The sequence below is a fragment of the Halomonas denitrificans genome (assembly GCF_003056305.1).
GTDB lineage: Bacteria > Pseudomonadota > Gammaproteobacteria > Pseudomonadales > Halomonadaceae > Halomonas > Halomonas denitrificans.
In genome coordinates, this window is the sequence record NZ_PYVX01000002.1 from 74,662 (window position 1) to 89,877 (window position 15,216).

Below are 15,216 nucleotides of genomic sequence, written 5' to 3' on the forward strand. Positions count from 1 at the left end.
TTCAGGGTCGTGGGCAGTTGGGGGTGCGGCCGGCCCGGCGGGCCTGCTCGTAGCGCGCCATGGCCTCGCCCAGGCCCGCTTCCAGGCCGCCGATGCGCTGGCCGTGGCTCGGGTGGGTGGAGAGCCAGGCCGGCGGCCGGGCGCCGCCCGCCGCGCTCATGTTGTTCCACAGCGCGACGCTCTCCCGCGGGTCGAAGCCGGCGTCGGCCATCAGGGTCAGGCCCAGGGTATCGGCCTCGCTCTCGTGGCTGCGCGAGAAGGGCAGCAGGATACCGTACTGGGCGCCCATGCCCAGCGCCGCCATCATGGTCTCGCCGCCGGCGCCCTGCATGCCGGCGGCCGACGAGATCGCCGACAGGCCGATCTGGGTGGCGGTCTCGGTGGAGGCGCGCTCGTTGGCATGACGGGCCAGCACGTGGGCGATCTCGTGGCCGATCACGGTGGCGAGCTGATCCTGGTTGCGCGCCACGTCGAGCAGGCCGGTGTTGATACCCACGTAGCCGCCGGGCAGCGCGAAGGCGTTGGCCTGTTCGGAGGCGAAGACCTTGACCTGCCAGTTCTGGTCCCGCGCCTGGGGCGGCAGGGCACGCACCACGGCATCGGTGACGCACTCCACGTAGCGCAGCGGGGCGCCGCCGACCGTCGGCAGCTTCTTCTGGTATTCGGCGAAGGCCTGGGCGCCCATCTGGTCGAGCTGATCGTCGGAGAGCAGCGTCAGCTGGGAGCGACCGGTAGGCGAGGTGGTGCAGGCGGCGAGGCCCAGGCTCAGGGCGCCGATGGCGAGGCAGTGAATCCAGCGCATGATGGGCTCCTGTGGGGTCCAGGTCACTATGACGCTGGACGGGGCGTCGAGGTTCGCCACAAGATACCCCGACCACCGGTCAGGTCAACCGGGAACTGGACTCACCGTGCCTTGCCCAGAGGGAGGAACCGCCATGGACGCCGAGCTCTCGCGTCGCCTGCTCACGCTGCTCGATCACCTCGAGCCCTGGCTGCCGCCGCCGCCCCAGGAGGTGGACTGGACCCGGGACGTCGCCGCGCTCTGGCAGCGCCATGCGCTGGGCGGGCGGCTGCTGCCGGTGCCGCCGCGGGACGCCCTGGGGCTCGACGACCTGCTCGGCATCGAGCGCCAGAAGCTGGCGCTGGTCGACAACACCCGCGCCTTCCTGCAGGGGCTGCCGGCCAACCACGCCCTTTTGTGGGGCTCGCGGGGCAGCGGCAAGTCGTCGCTGATCCGCGCCCTGCTCAACGAGCTTTCCGCCGAGGGGCTGCGCCTGGTGCAGGTCGACCGCCACGACCTCGCGGCGCTGCCGACGCTCGTGGAGCTGCTGCGCCGCGAGCCCCAGCGCTTCGTGGTCTACTGCGACGACCTCTCCTTCGAGGGCCATGACGACGCCTACAAGGCGCTCAAGAGCGTGCTCGACGGCGCCCTGACCGGGCCGCCGCCCAACGTGCTGCTCTACGCCACCTCCAACCGCCGCCACCTGCTGCCGGAGTCGATGGGCGACAACGACGCCTCGCGCCTGGTGGGCGACGAGCTGCATCACGGCGACGCCGTCGAGGAGAAGATCTCGCTCTCCGACCGCTTCGGGCTTTGGCTCGGCTTCCACCCGTTCAACCAGGACGTCTACCTGGAGGCTTGCTGTCACTGGGTCACCCAGCTTGGCAGCCGCGAGGACTGGAACGCCGAGGCCCGGGCCGACGCGATCCGTTTCGCCACCCTGCGCGGCGGGCGCAGCGGCCGCGGCGCCTGGCAGTTCGCCACCCAGTGGGTGGGCCGGCGGCGCCTGCACGGGGCGTAGCGCTCCTGCAAGGCAGCTAAGCCGCAGACAGGTCTCCGGCGCTCCATTTCGGCGTCGATGAAGGATTAGCCCTGGGGAATCAGGCTGCCGTCCTCGCCCACGCCCAGGCGCACGGTGGGGGTGAGCAGCCCGGCGGGCAGGGTCATGCCGAGCCCGCTCAGGTCACCCGGGGTGATGGCGAGCTCGCTGCCGGCGGGCAGCTCGCCCTGGCGGGCCAGCTGGCGCGCCAGTTCCACCATCGGCGCCAGGCGCTCCCGGTCGCCGCCCAGCAGGTCGAAGGCCACCGGCAGGCGCAGCTTGGCATCTTCACCCGAGGTGAGGGTGACCGACTCCTCGTAGTCGCCGCTCACCGGCTCCACCCCGGGCATGTCCAGACTCCAGCGAAAGCCGGACATCTCCACCGGCGGCATGCCGACCGGCAGGCCCAGGCCCATGGCCAGGGTCGCCTGTACCGGCAGGCTGCCGGCGCCGAGGCCGGAGGCGATCAGCGAGGTCAGGTCGCTGGTGTCGAGGCGCGCATCCACGGCGAGCGGCCCGATGCGCACCTCCTCCACGCCCAGCGAGGTCACCGCCAGGCGGAAGGCGAACAGGCCGGTCTGGGGGAGCGCCAGGCAGCCGCCGAGCAGGGCGGCCAGGCAGAGTGGGGCGAGCAGGCGCCAGCGGCGCACGAGGGGGCGAAAACGCATCGGGGGATCCTCCGGAAGGGCGGTGCTGCAACGCAGCGCGGAGGCGTATTTCAGGGCCAGCGGCCCGCTGCGTCAAGGCGTGGGCGCCCTTCGTTGTGCGCCTCGCAAGCGGGCCTGTCGGCCCCAACCGACACCGCCCGGCCCGTCGGCGATGACGGGACCGGGCGGTGGCCGGGTCGGCGAGCAGAGTGAGGGCTCAGCGGCGGCTCTTGCGCGCCTCCTTGGTGCGGCCCAGTTCCCGCTTCTTGGCCTTCTCCCGGTCGCTGGCCCCCGCCATGCTGTCGTAGGGGTTGTCGCCGGAGCGGAACTCGAAGCGCATCGGCGTGCCGCGCACCTTGAGCACCTTGCGGAAGGTGTTGGTCAGGTAGCGCTTGTAGGCCTCGGGCAGTGAGGCGGTCTGGTTGCCGTGGACCACGATGATCGGCGGGTTGCTGCCGCCCTGGTGGGCCATGCGCAGCTTGATCCGCCGGCCGCGCACCATGGGCGGCTGGTGCGCCTCGGTGGCGTCCTGGAGGATGGTGGTCAGCCGGTTGGTGGACCAGTGGGCGTTGGCCGAGGCGAAGGCGCGCTCGATGGAGGGGTAGAGATCGCCCACTCCGGTGCCGTGCAGCGCCGAGATGAAGTGCAGGTCGGCGTAGTCGGCGAAGCCCAGGCGGCGCTTGATCTCGGTGCGCATCTTCTCCTTGGCCTCGCTCTCCAGGCCGTCCCACTTGTTGACCGCGAGCACCAGGGCACGACCGCTGGTCAGCACGTAGTCGAGCAGGTGCAGGTCCTGCTCCACCAGCCCGGAGCGGGCATCGAGCACCATGATGGCGACGTGGCACTCCTTGATCGCCTCCAGGGTCTTGATGATCGAGAACTTCTCGGCCACCTCGCGGACGTTCTTGCGTCGCCGCACCCCGGCGGTGTCCACCAGCACGTAGGGCTTGCCGCGGCGCTCGAAGGGGATCTCGATGGCGTCGCGGGTGGTGCCGGCCTCGTCGAAGACCACCACCCGCTCCTCGCCGAGCAGACGGTTGACCAGGGTCGACTTGCCGACGTTGGGGCGGCCGATCACGCCGATGCGGATGCCCTTGGTGCCGGTGTCGGCGGGGATGCTCTCGTCGCGGGCCGGGAAGGGCGAGAGCACCTCCTCGATCAGCGTGGTGACGTTGCGGCCGTGGGCGGCGGCGATGGCGTGGGGATCACCGAGTCCCAGCTGCCAGAAGTCGGCCATGGCGCTGTGCTCTTCCAGGCCGTCGACCTTGTTGACCACCAGCCAGGTCTTCTTCTGGTTGACCCGCAGGTGGTTGGCGATGGCCTCGTCGGCGACGTTGAGGCCGGCGCGGGCGTCGACCAGGAACAGCACGATGTCGGCCTCGTCGATGGCCGCCAGCGACTGCTCGGCCATGGCCGCGTCGATGCCCTCCTCGTCGCCGCTGATGCCGCCGGTGTCGATCACCGTGTAGGCCTTGTCGCCGAGCATGCCGTTGCCGTACTTGCGGTCGCGGGTCAGGCCCGGGAAGTCGGCCACCAGGGCATCCCGGGAGCGGGTCAGGCGGTTGAAGAGGGTCGATTTGCCGACGTTGGGACGGCCGACCAGGGCGATCACCGGGGTCATGGGCGAAGCTCCAGGGCGTCCAGGGTGCCGTCGTCGGCCAGCGCGTAGACGCGGCGACGATCGGTGAGCGGGCGCACGCTGAGGCCCGAGCCGTCGATGCGGGTGCGACCGACGAGCTCGCCCTCGCGGGCGTCGAGCAGGTGCAGGTAGCCCTCGGCGTCGCCCACCACCAGGTGGTCGGTGGCGAAGGCCGGGGCGGTCAGCGAGCGACCCTCGAGGGCCTCGTTGCGCCACAGCTCGTTGCCGTTGCCGGCATCCACGGCGATGACGTGGCTGGCCTCGTCGATCACGAACAGGAAGTCGCCGACCAGGATCGGGGTCAGGTAGCTGGAGAGCTCCCGGGCCCAGAGCACCTCGCCGGAGCGGGCGTCCAGCGCGGCCAGGCGACCGTTGTAGCTGGTCACGAACAGGCGGCCGTCCTGGGTCAGGACCGGCTGGCCGGCCAGGTCGACCAGGCGGTCGATCTCGCTCTGCCCCCGGGGCACGGCGATGCGGCGATCCCACAGCGGCTGGCCGCTGCGGTTGTCCAGGGTCACCAGGCGGCCGTTGGCGAAGCCGGCGAAGGTCACCGGATCGATCACCGTCGGCGTGCCGGTGCCGCGCAGGCTCAGCGAGGGGCGCGGGCCGCTGTAGACCCAGCGCTCGGCGCCGCTGGCGCGATCCAGGGCGGTGACGCGGCCGTCGACGGCCTGTACCACCACGAGCTCGCGGTTGGCCTGGGGCGCGGCGAGCACCTCGCTGGTGACCCGGGCGCGCCACTGGACGCTGCCGTCGACCTGGTCGAGGGCGAGCACCTCGCCGTTGCGGGTGGCCAGGAAGAGGCTCTCGGCCACGGCGGTCAGGCCGCTGGAGACCGGGGTGTCGAGCTCGACCGCCCAGCGGGTCTCGCCGCTGTCGGCGTCCAGGGCCTCGACCAGGCCGCGGCCGTCGGCGGCGAACAGGGTGTCGCCGTCCTGGGCGGGCGCCACCGGGTAGCCGGCGTCACCCAGCCCCTTGCCGACGCGCTCGCTCCACAGGGTGTCCAGCTCGGTGGTGGTCGCGATGTCGGTGAGCGCGCGGGGCGCGTATTCGGGCTCGGGGGTGGCGGCACAGCCGGCCAGCACGGCCAGGGCCGCGCCCGCGGCGATCAGCAGGGGGGATCTCATAGGATGGCCTCCTCGGTGCCGAGGTCATCCAGCTTGAGCTGGACGCCGTAGAGCGGTTGATCGTGCTGCTCGGCGAGGGAGAGGGCTTCCTGCCAGGCCTGGCGCGCCTGGTCGACGCGACCCAGGGCGTGATGCGCATCGCCGACCACCTCGGCGCGCTGCGCCGCGAGGGCCTCGGGCACGCCCTCCAGGGTGGTCAGGGCGGTCTCGGCCTCGCCCTCGACGAGCTGCAGGCGGGCCAGGCGCAGGCGCGCCAGCCCCTCGAGATAGCCGCGCTCGCTCTCCTCGATCACCGCCTCCAGGGCGGCGCGGGCGCGCGCCCGGTCGTCCGCCTCGACGGCCAGGCGGGCGTCGAGCAGGCGGGCCAGGTCGGCGTAGAGGGTCGTGCCGTGCTCGTCGGTGATCTCGGTCACCAGCTCCTCGGCGCGACGGCGGGCGTCGTCGCCCAGCTCGTCGCGGCCGGTGAGGTCGATCAGCTGCTGGTAGCGCAGCGAGGCGGCCTCGCCCTGGCTCGCCTGGTAGTCCTGCCAGGCGTTCCAGCCGAACACGCCGGCCGCCGCGATGGCGGCGCCGGCGATCAGCGAGGTGCCGTTCTCCTTCCACCAGCGCTTGATGGCCTCAAGCTGTTCTTCCTCGGTTCTCAGCTCCGCCACGGGCGGTCTCCTTTGATGCGGGTGTCCGTCAGGCGAGCGATTCGCCGTTCAGCAGGGATGTCAGGGTGTCGACGAGCGCGCTCTGGGACAGTCGCTGCTGCTCGCGCTCCTCGCGCAGGAACTTCAGGGTCACGCTGCCCTCTGCCAGCTCGTCCTCGCCGAGCAGCAGGGCCAGGCGGGCGCCGCTCTTGTCGGCCTTCTTCATGCGGCTCTTGAAGCTGCCGCCGCCGCAGTGCAGCTGGACGCGCAGCTCGGGCAACGCCTCGCGCAGGCGTTCGCCGAGCAGCAGGGCGGGGCCGGAGGCCGCGTCATCCATGGGCAGCAGGTAGACGTCCAGCGCGCCGCGGGCCTCGGCGGGCACGAGCTCGAGGGTCTCGAGCAGCAGGATCAGCCGCTCGATGCCCATGGCGAAGCCCACCGCCGGGGTCGGCTTGCCGCCGAGCTGCTCGACCAGGCCGTCGTAGCGACCGCCGGCGCAGACGGTGCCCTGGCTGCCGAGCGCGGTGGTGGTCCACTCGAAGACGGTGCGGCCGTAGTAGTCCAGTCCGCGCACCAGTCGCGGGTTGATCACGTAGGCGATGCCGGCGGCGTCGAGCATCGCGCAAAGCCGCTCGAAGTGCTCGCGGGAGGCCTCGTCGAGGTGATCCAGCAGCTTGGGTGCGCCCTCGATCACCTCGGCCATCGCCGGGTTCTTGGAGTCGAGGATGCGCATCGGGTTGCTTCCCAGGCGACGCTTCGAGTCTTCGTCCAGCGCCTCGGCATGCTGCTCGAAGTAGGCCACAAGCCGCTCGCGATAGGCGGCGCGCGCCTCCGAGGAGCCCAGCGAGTTGAGCTCGAGGGTCACGTGCTTGTCGAGGCCGAGCTGCTGCCAGAGGCGCGCCGAGAGCAGGATCACCTCGGCGTCGATGTCCGGCCCCTCGAGGCCGAAGGTCTCCACGCCGACCTGGTGGAACTGGCGATAGCGGCCCTTCTGGGGGCGCTCGTGGCGGAACATCGGGCCCTGGTACCAGAGGCGCTGGGTCTGGTTGTGCAGCAGGCCGTGCTCCATGGCGGCGCGCACGCAGCTCGCCGTGCCTTCGGGTCGCAGCGTCAGGCTGTCGCCGTTGCGGTCGTCGAAGGTGTACATCTCCTTCTCGACGATGTCGGTGACCTCGCCGATGGAGCGCTTGAACAGCGCGGTCTGCTCGACGACCGGGGTGCGGATCTCGTCATAGCCGTAGCGGCCCATCAGCGCGCGCACCTGGCCCTCGAAGTACTGCCAGAGCGGGGACTGCTCGGGCAGCAGGTCGTTCATGCCACGGATGGCCTGGATCTTCTTGCTCGTGTCGGACTTGCTCACTGCTTGCTCCTTGTGGGGGCGCCGGCTCAGGCGTCCCGGGCGATCACGTCCTGCTCGGCCTGCTGCTTCTCGCGCACCTTCTCGCGGATCAGCCGCTCCAGGTCGTCGACCAGGTGGTCGTTGCGCAGCTTGCTGGCCGGCTTGCCGTCGAGGTAGACGAGGTTGGCGGGGCTGCCGCCGGTCAGTCCGACGTCGGTCTCCTTGGCCTCGCCCGGGCCGTTGACCACGCAGCCGATCACCGAGACGTTCAGCGGCGTCATGACGTCCTCTAGGCGCTCCTCGAGGGCGTTCATGGTGCCGATCACGTCGAAGTTCTGACGCGAGCAGCTGGGGCAGGCGATGAAGTTGATGCCCTTGGCACGCAGCTTGAGGCTCTTGAGCATGTCGAAGCCGACCTTGATCTCCTCGACCGGGTCGGCGGCCAGCGACACGCGGATGGTGTCGCCGATGCCGTCCATCAGCAGCATGCCCAGGCCAATGGAGGACTTGACGGTGCCCGAGCGCAACCCGCCCGCCTCGGTGATGCCGAGGTGCAGCGGCTGCTCGATGCGGGTGGCGAGCTGGCGGTAGGCGGCCACGGCCATGAAGACGTCGGAGGCCTTGACGCTGACCTTGAAGTCCGGGAAGTCGAGGCGGTCGAGGTGGTCGATGTGGCGCATCGCCGACTCGACCAGCGCCTCGGGGGTCGGCTCGCCGTACTTCTTCTGCAGGTCCTTCTCCAGGGAGCCGGCGTTGACGCCGATGCGGATCGGGATGCCGTTGTCCCGGGCGGCGCTGACCACGGCGCGCACGCGCTCCTCGCGGCCGATGTTGCCGGGATTGATGCGCAGGCAGTCGACGCCGAGCTCGGCGACGCGCAGGGCGATCTTGTAGTCGAAGTGGATGTCGGCGACCAGGGGCACCTCGACCTCGCGCTTGATGCGCCCGAAGGCCTCGGCGGCGTCCATGTCGGGCACGCTGACGCGCACGATGTCGGCGCCGGCGGCCTCCAGCTGGCGGATCTGGGCCACGGTGGCCGCCACGTCCAGGGTGTCGGTGTTGGTCATGCTCTGGACGGAGATGGGGGCGTCGCCTCCGACCGGCACCTTGCCGACGTGGATCTGGCGCGACTTGCGACGAATGATGGGGGATTGTGCGTGCATGGTGACGGAATCATTCTCCCAGGGTGAAGCGGGCGACGTTGTTGGCGCCGGCCCGGGCCGTGAGGTCGACGGGCTCGCCGCCCCAGCGAAGCTCGACGCCGGTGGCGTTGCCCACGGTCAGGCGGAAGGGCGGGGTGCCCTCGACGCGCGCCGAGGTGCCGGGCTGCTGGAGGCCGACGAAGATGCGCTGGTTGTCGGCATCGAAGATCTCGGTCCAGGACTGCTCGTTGAAGGTCAGCTCCAGCACGCCGGCATCGGCGGTCTCGCTCGCCGCCTCGGCCTCGCTTTCCGCGGCGTCGGTCTCGCTTTCCGCGATATCGGTCTCGGCGGTCTCGGCGGTCGGGGCCTCGGCGTCGGTCGCGGCCGGTTCGGCCTCGCCCTCGGCGGGCGCCTGGGCGTCAGCGTCGGCCGCGGCGGAGGCCTGTGCCGGCGCCTCGTCGGTGGGCTCGTCGACCAGGCCGAGCTCCGCCTCCTGCTCGGGCAGCGGCGGCAGGTCGTCGGCCTCGGCACCGGGCTCCTCGGTGATGGTGGTGCTGCCGTCGAGGCTGTCCACCGCCACCGGGCCGCTGTCGCCGGGGGTGGGCGGCTGGCTGCCGCCGCGGCTCTGCCACCACATCAGGGTCAGGCCGATCATGCCGGCGATCACCAGCAGGGTGACCAGGCGGAACAGCCAGGCGCCGAGCCGCGAGGGCGGCCGGTTGATCTGCACCGGCGTGACCCGCTGCTCGGCATCCTCGCTGCCGAAGTGCGTCTTGTAGGCGTCGAGCACCGCGCGGTCGTCGAGGCCCAGCAGCTGGGCGTAGCTGCGCAGGTAGCCGCGGCGATAGGCGGGAACGGGGACCTCTTCGTAGTGGTCGTTCTCCAGCCCCTCGATCACCGCCGGGCGCAGGTTGAGGGCGTCGGCGACCTCGTCGCGATCGAGCCCCTGGGACTCGCGCTCGCGACGCAGCAGTTCGCCGGGCGAGGCCAGGCGGGGCGAGGTCTCGGCGGCGGCGTCGTTATGAATGTCGCTCATGTCTGAGCATCCTTCGTCAGAAAACGGTGGTCAGGGCCCGGCACGCGTGCCCTCCAGCTGATCGGTATAGAAGTCGGCGGTCGCCGCGTCGCCGCGCCGGCGGGCCAGGTCGCGGGCCAGGCGCAGGGCCTCGGCCCGGGGGCCGGCCAGGCGCATGTAGCGCTCCAGCTGCCGTTCGGCGCGCTCGAGGTTGCCCTCGGCGGCCTCGAGCTCGGCCAGCAGCAGATAGCTGCGCGCGCCGCGCGGATCGATGGCCTGGGCGCGGGCGAGGCTCTGGCGTGCGGCGGTGACGTCGCCCATCTCGAGGCGGCACTGCCCGAGGTTGGCGAACAGCTGCCCGCGATTCGCGTACTGGGTGTCCTCGGAGGCGCGCTCGAGCTGCTCGCAGGCCTCGGCAATACGGCCCCGATCATACAGGAAGGCGGCGTAGTTGTTGCGCGTGCGGGTCAACGTCGGGTCGGCCTCGATGGCGCGGCGGAACATCTCGCCGGCCAGGGCTCCCTCGCCCTGGCGCTGGTGGACCATGGCCATGGCCTGCAGCGCCTCTGCATCGTCGGGATCGATCTCGAGTGCCCGGTCCAGGGCGTTCAGGGCGCGGGGCAGGTTGTCGCGCTCCAGGTAGGCCACCCCGAGGCGGGTGTAGGCCGCGGCGGCGTCGCTGCCGTTGTCCGCGGGAAGGTTGGCCTGGGTGGCGCAGCCGGACAGCCACAGCGTGCCCAGCAGCATGAGGGCGGCGGGTAACTGCCGAAGGCCGGTCATGCTCGGGCAAGGGGTCATGGCATCCTCTCCAGATAGGCACGCAACCGGGGGCCGCGGGAGGCGTGCGACACGCGGCCGACGGTGAAAAAAGGCCCGTCCATCAAAGCGCCGAGACCGGTTGAAGTCAAGGCGCCCCCCGCTCAGTCGGCGTCGATCTGGATCGACTGGATGTAGCGCGCATGGCGCTTGGTGCGATCCTTGACGCGGCCCACCAGCTGGCCGCAGGCGGCATCGATGTCGTCGCCGCGGGTGGAGCGGATCGGGGCCGTGTAGCCCAGCTCATAGAGCCACTGCTGGAAGCGCATCACCTGGTTGCGCGACGGCTTCTCGTAGCCCGAGTGCGGGAAGGGGTTGAACGGGATCAGGTTGATCTTGCACGGCAGTTCCTCGAGCAGCTCGGCGAGCTGACGGGCGTGCTCCTGCTGGTCGTTGACGTCCTTGATCACCGTGTACTCGATGGTCACCTGGCGCGTGTCGTGGCACTTGGCCAGGTAGCGCTGGCAGGCATCGAGCAGACTGCGGATGTTGTACTTGCGGTTGAGCGGCACCAGCTCGTTGCGCAGCTCGTCGTTGGCGGCGTGCAGCGAGACGGCCAGGCTCACGTCGAGCTCGTCGCCGAGCTTGTCGAGCATCGGCACCACCCCGGAGGTGGAGAGCGTGACGCGGCGCTTGGAGAGGCCGTAACCGTCGTCGTCGAGCATCAGTTTCATGGCCGGCACGACGTTGTCGTAATTGAGCAGCGGCTCGCCCATGCCCATCATCACCACGTTGGTGACGGGGCGGTTGGCGGTGTCGCGCCGCGGCCCCACGCTGCGCTGGGCCACCCACACCTGGCCGATGATCTCGGCGGCGGTGAGGTTGCGCTGGAAGCCCTGCTTGCCGGTGGAGCAGAAGCTGCAGTCCAGCGAGCAGCCGACCTGGGACGAGACGCACAGGGTGCGCCGCTTGCCGTTGTCGGCGGGGATCAGCACCGTCTCCACGTAGCTGCCGTCTTCCACTTCGAGCACCCACTTGCGGGTGCCGTCGCTCGACGAGCCCTCGTAGACCACGCCCGGGCCGCGAATCTCGGCGACCTCGGCCAGGCGGGTACGCAGCGCCTTGGAGAGGTTGGTCATGGCCGCGAAGTCGTCGCAGCCCTCGATGTGGATCCACTTCATCACCTGGGCGGCACGGAACTTCTTCTCGCCGATGGAGAGGAAGAAGGCTTCCATCTCCTCGCGCGTCATGCCGAGCAGGTTGGTGAGTCGGGGAGCAGTGGTGGCGGTCATGGTGGTCAGCGCGTCGGTGGGGCAGGGGGCGGGGGTGGGAACACCCCCGCGGGAAGGCCGGATCAGCGTGCGCAGATCTCGTCGGCCTCGAAGAAGTAGGCGATCTCGCGCTCGGCGGATTCCGGGGAATCGGAGCCGTGCACGGCGTTGGCGTCGATGGTCTCGGCGAAGTCGGCGCGGATGGTGCCGGCGGCCGCTTCCTTCGGGTTGGTGGCGCCCATCAGGTCACGGTTCTTGGCGATGGCGTCCTCGCCCTCGAGCACCTGCACGATCACCGGGCCGGAGGTCATGAAGCCGACCAGATCCTTGAAGAAGGGGCGCTCCTTGTGTTCGGCGTAGAAACCGCCGGCCTTCTCTTCGGAGAGCTGCATCATCTTGGCGGCGACGATCTTCAGGCCGCCCTTCTCGAAACGGCTCTCGATCTCGCCGATCACGTTCTTGGCAACGGCGTCGGGCTTGATGATGGACAGGGTGCGCTGGTTAGCCATGGGGCATGTCTCCGGTTGGACGTGGGCTAGCCGCGGATCGGGCTAGCGAAGGATGGAAGCTGTGCTCGTCGTGCGCCGGGATCGCCGCGCGTCCCTGGCGTCTGCCGACGATGGATAGCGCCGCGCCGCCCGGGGCTCCGCTTCTGGAGCATCGGACGGCGCGGCGAATCGGGTATAGCGTGCGGCGCGGTTCGCCGTCGGGCCGGGGATTATAACGCCCTGGGCCGACGTTGAACAATCGTGCGGGCGCCGCCGCCGGTCAGACGGTGAAGCTCTCGCCGCAGCCGCACTCGTCCTTGACGTTGGGGTTGTTGAAGCGGAAGAAGCGGTTGAGGCCCTCGCTGACGTAGTCGACCTCGCTGCCGTCGAGCATCTCCAGCGCCTCGGGGGCGACGAAGACGGTCACGCCGTGCTCCTCGAAGCTCACGTCGTCGTTGGCGGCCTCGTCGGCGAAGTCGAGCACGTAGCTGTAGCCGGAGCAGCCGCTGGGCTTGACCGAGACCCGCAGGCCCAGGCCGTGGCCGCGCTCGTCGAGTACCCGGCGGATCTGCTCGGCGGCGGACGTGGTGATCGAAAGATGCGCCATGGTCTCTCTCCTGGTCGGGATGGGGTCAGACCGCCCGGCGACGCAGCCCCGTGAGGGCGTGTCGCAGGGCGTCCAGGGTGCGGTCGATGTCGGCCTCGGTGGTGAAGCGGCCGAAACTGAAGCGTAGTGAGGCCAGCGCCAGGGGGCGCGGCACGCCGATGCCCTTCAATACGTAGGAGGGCTCGACGCTGGCCGAGTTGCAGGCCGAGCCGGTCGAGAGCGCGATGTCGCGCAGCGTCATCAGCAGCGACTCGCCGTCCACGCCCTCGAAGGCCAGGTTGAGGATGTTGGGCACCGCCGCCTCGACCGCGGTGTTGCGGTGGATGCCGTCGAGGTCGGCGAGGCCGTCCAGCAGGCGGTCGCGCAGCGCTTCGATGCGGGCCTGGTCGGCCTCGCCCTCTGCGGCGGCGATGGCGAAGGCCTCGCCCATGCCGGCGATCTGGTGGGTGGGCAGGGTGCCGGAGCGCATGCCGCGCTCGTGGCCGCCGCCGTGGATCAGCGCCTCGAGGCGCAGGTCCGGGTCGCGGCGCACGTAGAGCGCGCCGATGCCCTTGGGGCCGTAGGCCTTGTGGCCCGAGAGCGACATCAGGTCGATGCCCAGGCGCGCCACGTCGAGCGGGAGGCGCCCCACCGCCTGGGCAGCGTCGACGTGGAAGGTCGCGCCGCCGGCGTGGGCCACCTCGGCGAGCGCCGCCAGGTCGTGGATGACGCCGAGCTCGTTGTTCACCGCCATCAGCGAGACCAGCACGGTGTCCTCGCGCATCGCCTCGCCGAGCTGTGGCGGCGTGATGCGCCCGTCGCGACCCGGGGCGAGCCAGGTCACCTCGAAGCCCTCGTCCTCCAGCGCCTTGGCGGTGTCGATCACCGCCTTGTGCTCGATGGTGGAGGTGATCAGGTGGCGGCCCCGGGCGCGGTTGGCACGCATGAAGCCGGTCAGCGCCAGGTTGTCGGCCTCGGTGGCACCGCTGGTCCAGACGATCTCGCGGGGATCGGCGCCGATCAGGTCGGCGACCTGGCGGCGCGCGCTCTCCACCGCCTGCTCCGCCTGCCAGCCCAGCATGTGGCTGCGCGAGGCGGGGTTGGCGAAGATGCCGTCCATCGTGAGGTAGCGGCTCATGACCTCCGCGACCCGCGGGTCGACCGGGGTGGTGGCGGCATAATCGAGGTAGACGTGTGCGCTCATGGGCTCGCAGTCGGTTCCGGAGTGGGGTGGCAGGGGCGGCGGCTCAGAGGGTCGAGGCCAGGATACCGTCGTCGCGGCGGCCGCGCTGGCGGCTGGCGATCTCGAGGATCTCCTCGCGTCCGGCCAGCTGTCCCAGGGTGACCTGCTCGAGGAAGTCGTGGATATGCTCGGAGAGCTCGCACCACAGGTGGTGGGTCAGGCAGGTGTCGCCCTGCTGGCAGTCCGAGAGGCCGCCGCAGCGGGTCGAGTCCACCGATTCGTTGACGGCCTGGATGACCCGGGCCACGGTGATCTCGGTCGGCGCCATGGCCAGCAGGTAGCCGCCGCCCGGGCCGCGCACGCTGCCGACCAGCCCCGCGCGACGCAGCCGCGCGAACAGCTGCTCCAGGTAGGAGAGCGAGATCTCCTGTCGCTTGGAGATGTCGGCGAGGCTGATGGGGCCAGAGTCGGCGTTCATCGCCAGGTCGAGCATGGCGGTGACGGCGTAGCGTCCCTTGGTGGTCAGGCGCATGAGGAGCTCACCTCGGCACCGACGCGCGGGTCGGCAGTCAATGTACGTGATCGGCCATTATGATAAAGGCCGAGTATCATGGTCAACCATTATGCCGGCGAGGGGGCGTCTCCCGCTGCGGGTCCTGCGCCTGCGGGTCCTGCTCCCGCTGGGGGCGTGACCCTGCCGCGGCGGCGTCCGCACCCTGGACCGGCGGGCAGCCGTCGTCGAGGATGTCGGCGAAGTCCTCGTCGCGCAGCTCCGGCAGGCGACCGTCGCGGTAGCTGGCGTCGACCTTGCGCAGGGTGGTGCACATGCGCTCGATGCGCTCGTCCACGGCGTGCATGTGGTCGAGCATCGCCTGGATCGAGCGGGCCACCGGGTCGGGCATGTCCTGGCTGACACCGTAGGCGTCGAAGCCGAACTTGCGGCGCATCGCCTCGCGGCGCTCGGGGTCCACCGCGATCGCCTCGGGATCATCGGGCTCGCTGCGCTGGACCACCTTGCCCGGGATGCCGACCACGGTGGCGCCGGCCGGCACCTCCTTGGTGACCACCGCGTTGGAGCCGATCTTGGCGCCGGTGCCGACGGTGAAGGGGCCGAGGATCTTGGCGCCGGCACCGACGATCACGCCGTCGCCCAGTGTCGGGTGGCGCTTGCCCTTGTTCCAGCTGGTGCCGCCCAGGGTCACGCCCTGGTAGAGGGTGACGTCGTCGCCCACCTCGGCGGTCTCGCCGATCACCACGCCCATGCCATGGTCGATGAAGAAGCGTCGGCCGATGGTGGCGCCGGGGTGGATCTCGATGCCGGTCAGCAGGCGCGCCAGCTGCGACAGGGTGCGCGCCAGCCACTTGAGGTTCTTGCGCCACAGCCAGTGACTCAGCCGATGCGCCAGCAAGGCGTGCAGCCCCGGGTAGTTGGTCAGCACTTCCAGGAAGTTACGGGCCGCCGGGTCGCGGGCGAATACGCTGTTGATGTCCTCGCGCAGACGTTGAAGCATGCAGCGGTCCTTGGGTGGCGTGGCGAACGGGGATGGCTTTCATAGTGGGGGCGCGCCGCG

At 70.6% G+C, this 15,216-nt stretch carries 16 protein-coding genes; 1 reads left to right on the top strand and 15 read right to left on the bottom strand.

Annotated elements, in window-relative coordinates; genetic code table 11:
• Position 1 precedes the first annotated feature (1 nt).
• Entirely contained in the window at positions 2 to 802 is an 801-nt protein-coding gene (locus tag C9F13_RS06505; protein WP_108445430.1) for a M48 family metallopeptidase, read from the bottom strand.
• Positions 803 to 935: 133 nt separating this feature from the next.
• Here C9F13_RS06505 and C9F13_RS06510 point away from each other — a divergent pair, with 133 nt between their 5' ends.
• A complete protein-coding gene (locus C9F13_RS06510) occupies positions 936 to 1,802 on the top strand; it encodes an ATP-binding protein (RefSeq protein ID WP_108445431.1) in 867 nt (288 codons plus the stop codon).
• Positions 1,803 to 1,867: 65 nt separating this feature from the next.
• On the opposite strand, the gene C9F13_RS06515 is transcribed toward C9F13_RS06510, so the two are convergent.
• The 14 genes from C9F13_RS06515 to cysE form a co-directional block, all read right to left on the bottom strand.
• Complete coding sequence (locus C9F13_RS06515) at positions 1,868 to 2,488, bottom strand: hypothetical protein (protein ID WP_108445432.1); 621 nt, start codon at positions 2,486 to 2,488, stop codon at positions 1,868 to 1,870.
• A gap of 196 nt (positions 2,489 to 2,684) precedes the next feature.
• The gene (der, locus tag C9F13_RS06520) at positions 2,685 to 4,088 is read right to left on the bottom strand and encodes a ribosome biogenesis GTPase Der (RefSeq protein ID WP_108445433.1); all 1,404 of its coding nucleotides are present in this window, start codon (positions 4,086 to 4,088) and stop codon (positions 2,685 to 2,687) included.
• Positions 4,085 to 5,233: an outer membrane protein assembly factor BamB gene (gene bamB / locus C9F13_RS06525; protein WP_108445434.1), complete on the bottom strand. Its 1,149-nt coding sequence runs from the start codon at positions 5,231 to 5,233 to the stop codon at positions 4,085 to 4,087. Before bamB ends, der begins: the two co-directional genes overlap by 4 nt.
• Positions 5,230 to 5,886 carry a YfgM family protein gene (locus tag C9F13_RS06530; protein ID WP_108445435.1) on the bottom strand — a complete coding sequence of 219 codons (657 nt, stop codon included), beginning with the start codon at positions 5,884 to 5,886 and terminating at the stop codon, positions 5,230 to 5,232. The genes bamB and C9F13_RS06530 overlap by 4 nt, the downstream gene beginning before the upstream one ends.
• Before the next feature lie 28 nt (positions 5,887 to 5,914).
• A complete protein-coding gene (hisS, locus tag C9F13_RS06535; protein ID WP_108445436.1) occupies positions 5,915 to 7,225 on the bottom strand; it encodes a histidine--tRNA ligase in 1,311 nt (436 codons plus the stop codon).
• 26 nt (positions 7,226 to 7,251) lie between these two features.
• The gene (gene ispG, locus C9F13_RS06540; RefSeq protein ID WP_108445437.1) at positions 7,252 to 8,367 is read right to left on the bottom strand and encodes a flavodoxin-dependent (E)-4-hydroxy-3-methylbut-2-enyl-diphosphate synthase; all 1,116 of its coding nucleotides are present in this window, start codon (positions 8,365 to 8,367) and stop codon (positions 7,252 to 7,254) included.
• Positions 8,368 to 8,377: 10 nt separating this feature from the next.
• A complete protein-coding gene (locus tag C9F13_RS06545) occupies positions 8,378 to 9,382 on the bottom strand; it encodes a RodZ domain-containing protein (protein ID WP_108445438.1) in 1,005 nt (334 codons plus the stop codon).
• A 30-nt stretch (positions 9,383 to 9,412) separates the two neighbouring features.
• On the bottom strand, positions 9,413 to 10,159 hold the full coding sequence (gene pilW, locus C9F13_RS06550) for a type IV pilus biogenesis/stability protein PilW (protein ID WP_108445439.1): 747 nt from the start codon (positions 10,157 to 10,159) through the stop codon (positions 9,413 to 9,415).
• Between the two features lie 122 nt (positions 10,160 to 10,281).
• Positions 10,282 to 11,409, bottom strand: coding sequence for a dual-specificity RNA methyltransferase RlmN (gene rlmN, locus C9F13_RS06555; protein WP_108445440.1), 1,128 nt, complete (start codon positions 11,407 to 11,409; stop codon positions 10,282 to 10,284).
• A 62-nt stretch (positions 11,410 to 11,471) separates the two neighbouring features.
• Positions 11,472 to 11,897 (bottom strand): nucleoside-diphosphate kinase, encoded by a 426-nt coding sequence (gene ndk, locus C9F13_RS06560; protein ID WP_108445441.1) that lies wholly within the window; start codon positions 11,895 to 11,897, stop codon positions 11,472 to 11,474.
• A gap of 259 nt (positions 11,898 to 12,156) precedes the next feature.
• Positions 12,157 to 12,483 (bottom strand): HesB/IscA family protein, encoded by a 327-nt coding sequence (locus tag C9F13_RS06565; protein ID WP_108445442.1) that lies wholly within the window; start codon positions 12,481 to 12,483, stop codon positions 12,157 to 12,159.
• 25 nt (positions 12,484 to 12,508) lie between these two features.
• Positions 12,509 to 13,666 carry an IscS subfamily cysteine desulfurase gene (locus C9F13_RS06570; protein WP_108445443.1) on the bottom strand — a complete coding sequence of 386 codons (1,158 nt, stop codon included), beginning with the start codon at positions 13,664 to 13,666 and terminating at the stop codon, positions 12,509 to 12,511.
• Positions 13,667 to 13,709: 43 nt separating this feature from the next.
• Entirely contained in the window at positions 13,710 to 14,177 is a 468-nt protein-coding gene (gene iscR, locus C9F13_RS06575; RefSeq protein ID WP_108445444.1) for a Fe-S cluster assembly transcriptional regulator IscR, read from the bottom strand.
• An 82-nt stretch (positions 14,178 to 14,259) separates the two neighbouring features.
• Complete coding sequence (gene cysE, locus C9F13_RS06580; RefSeq protein ID WP_108445445.1) at positions 14,260 to 15,156, bottom strand: serine O-acetyltransferase; 897 nt, start codon at positions 15,154 to 15,156, stop codon at positions 14,260 to 14,262.
• Positions 15,157 to 15,216 lie beyond the last annotated feature (60 nt).

Bases quoted from the DNA above. Each gene is read 5' to 3' on its own strand.
- C9F13_RS06510 (WP_108445431.1), top strand. From the start codon at position 936: ATGGACGCCGAGCTCTCGCGTCGCCTGCTCACGCTGCTCGATCACCTC.
- C9F13_RS06565 (WP_108445442.1), bottom strand. From the start codon at position 12,483: ATGGCGCATCTTTCGATCACCACGTCCGCCGCCGAGCAGATCCGCCGG.
- C9F13_RS06515 (WP_108445432.1), bottom strand. From the start codon at position 2,488: ATGCGTTTTCGCCCCCTCGTGCGCCGCTGGCGCCTGCTCGCCCCACTC.
- ispG (WP_108445437.1), bottom strand. From the start codon at position 8,367: ATGCACGCACAATCCCCCATCATTCGTCGCAAGTCGCGCCAGATCCAC.
- cysE (WP_108445445.1), bottom strand. From the start codon at position 15,156: ATGCTTCAACGTCTGCGCGAGGACATCAACAGCGTATTCGCCCGCGAC.
- iscR (WP_108445444.1), bottom strand. From the start codon at position 14,177: ATGCGCCTGACCACCAAGGGACGCTACGCCGTCACCGCCATGCTCGAC.
- der (WP_108445433.1), bottom strand. From the start codon at position 4,088: ATGACCCCGGTGATCGCCCTGGTCGGCCGTCCCAACGTCGGCAAATCG.
- rlmN (WP_108445440.1), bottom strand. From the start codon at position 11,409: ATGACCGCCACCACTGCTCCCCGACTCACCAACCTGCTCGGCATGACG.
- C9F13_RS06545 (WP_108445438.1), bottom strand. From the start codon at position 9,382: ATGAGCGACATTCATAACGACGCCGCCGCCGAGACCTCGCCCCGCCTG.
- ndk (WP_108445441.1), bottom strand. From the start codon at position 11,897: ATGGCTAACCAGCGCACCCTGTCCATCATCAAGCCCGACGCCGTTGCC.
- C9F13_RS06505 (WP_108445430.1), bottom strand. From the start codon at position 802: ATGCGCTGGATTCACTGCCTCGCCATCGGCGCCCTGAGCCTGGGCCTC.
- C9F13_RS06570 (WP_108445443.1), bottom strand. From the start codon at position 13,666: ATGAGCGCACACGTCTACCTCGATTATGCCGCCACCACCCCGGTCGAC.
- pilW (WP_108445439.1), bottom strand. From the start codon at position 10,159: ATGACCCCTTGCCCGAGCATGACCGGCCTTCGGCAGTTACCCGCCGCC.
- bamB (WP_108445434.1), bottom strand. From the start codon at position 5,233: ATGAGATCCCCCCTGCTGATCGCCGCGGGCGCGGCCCTGGCCGTGCTG.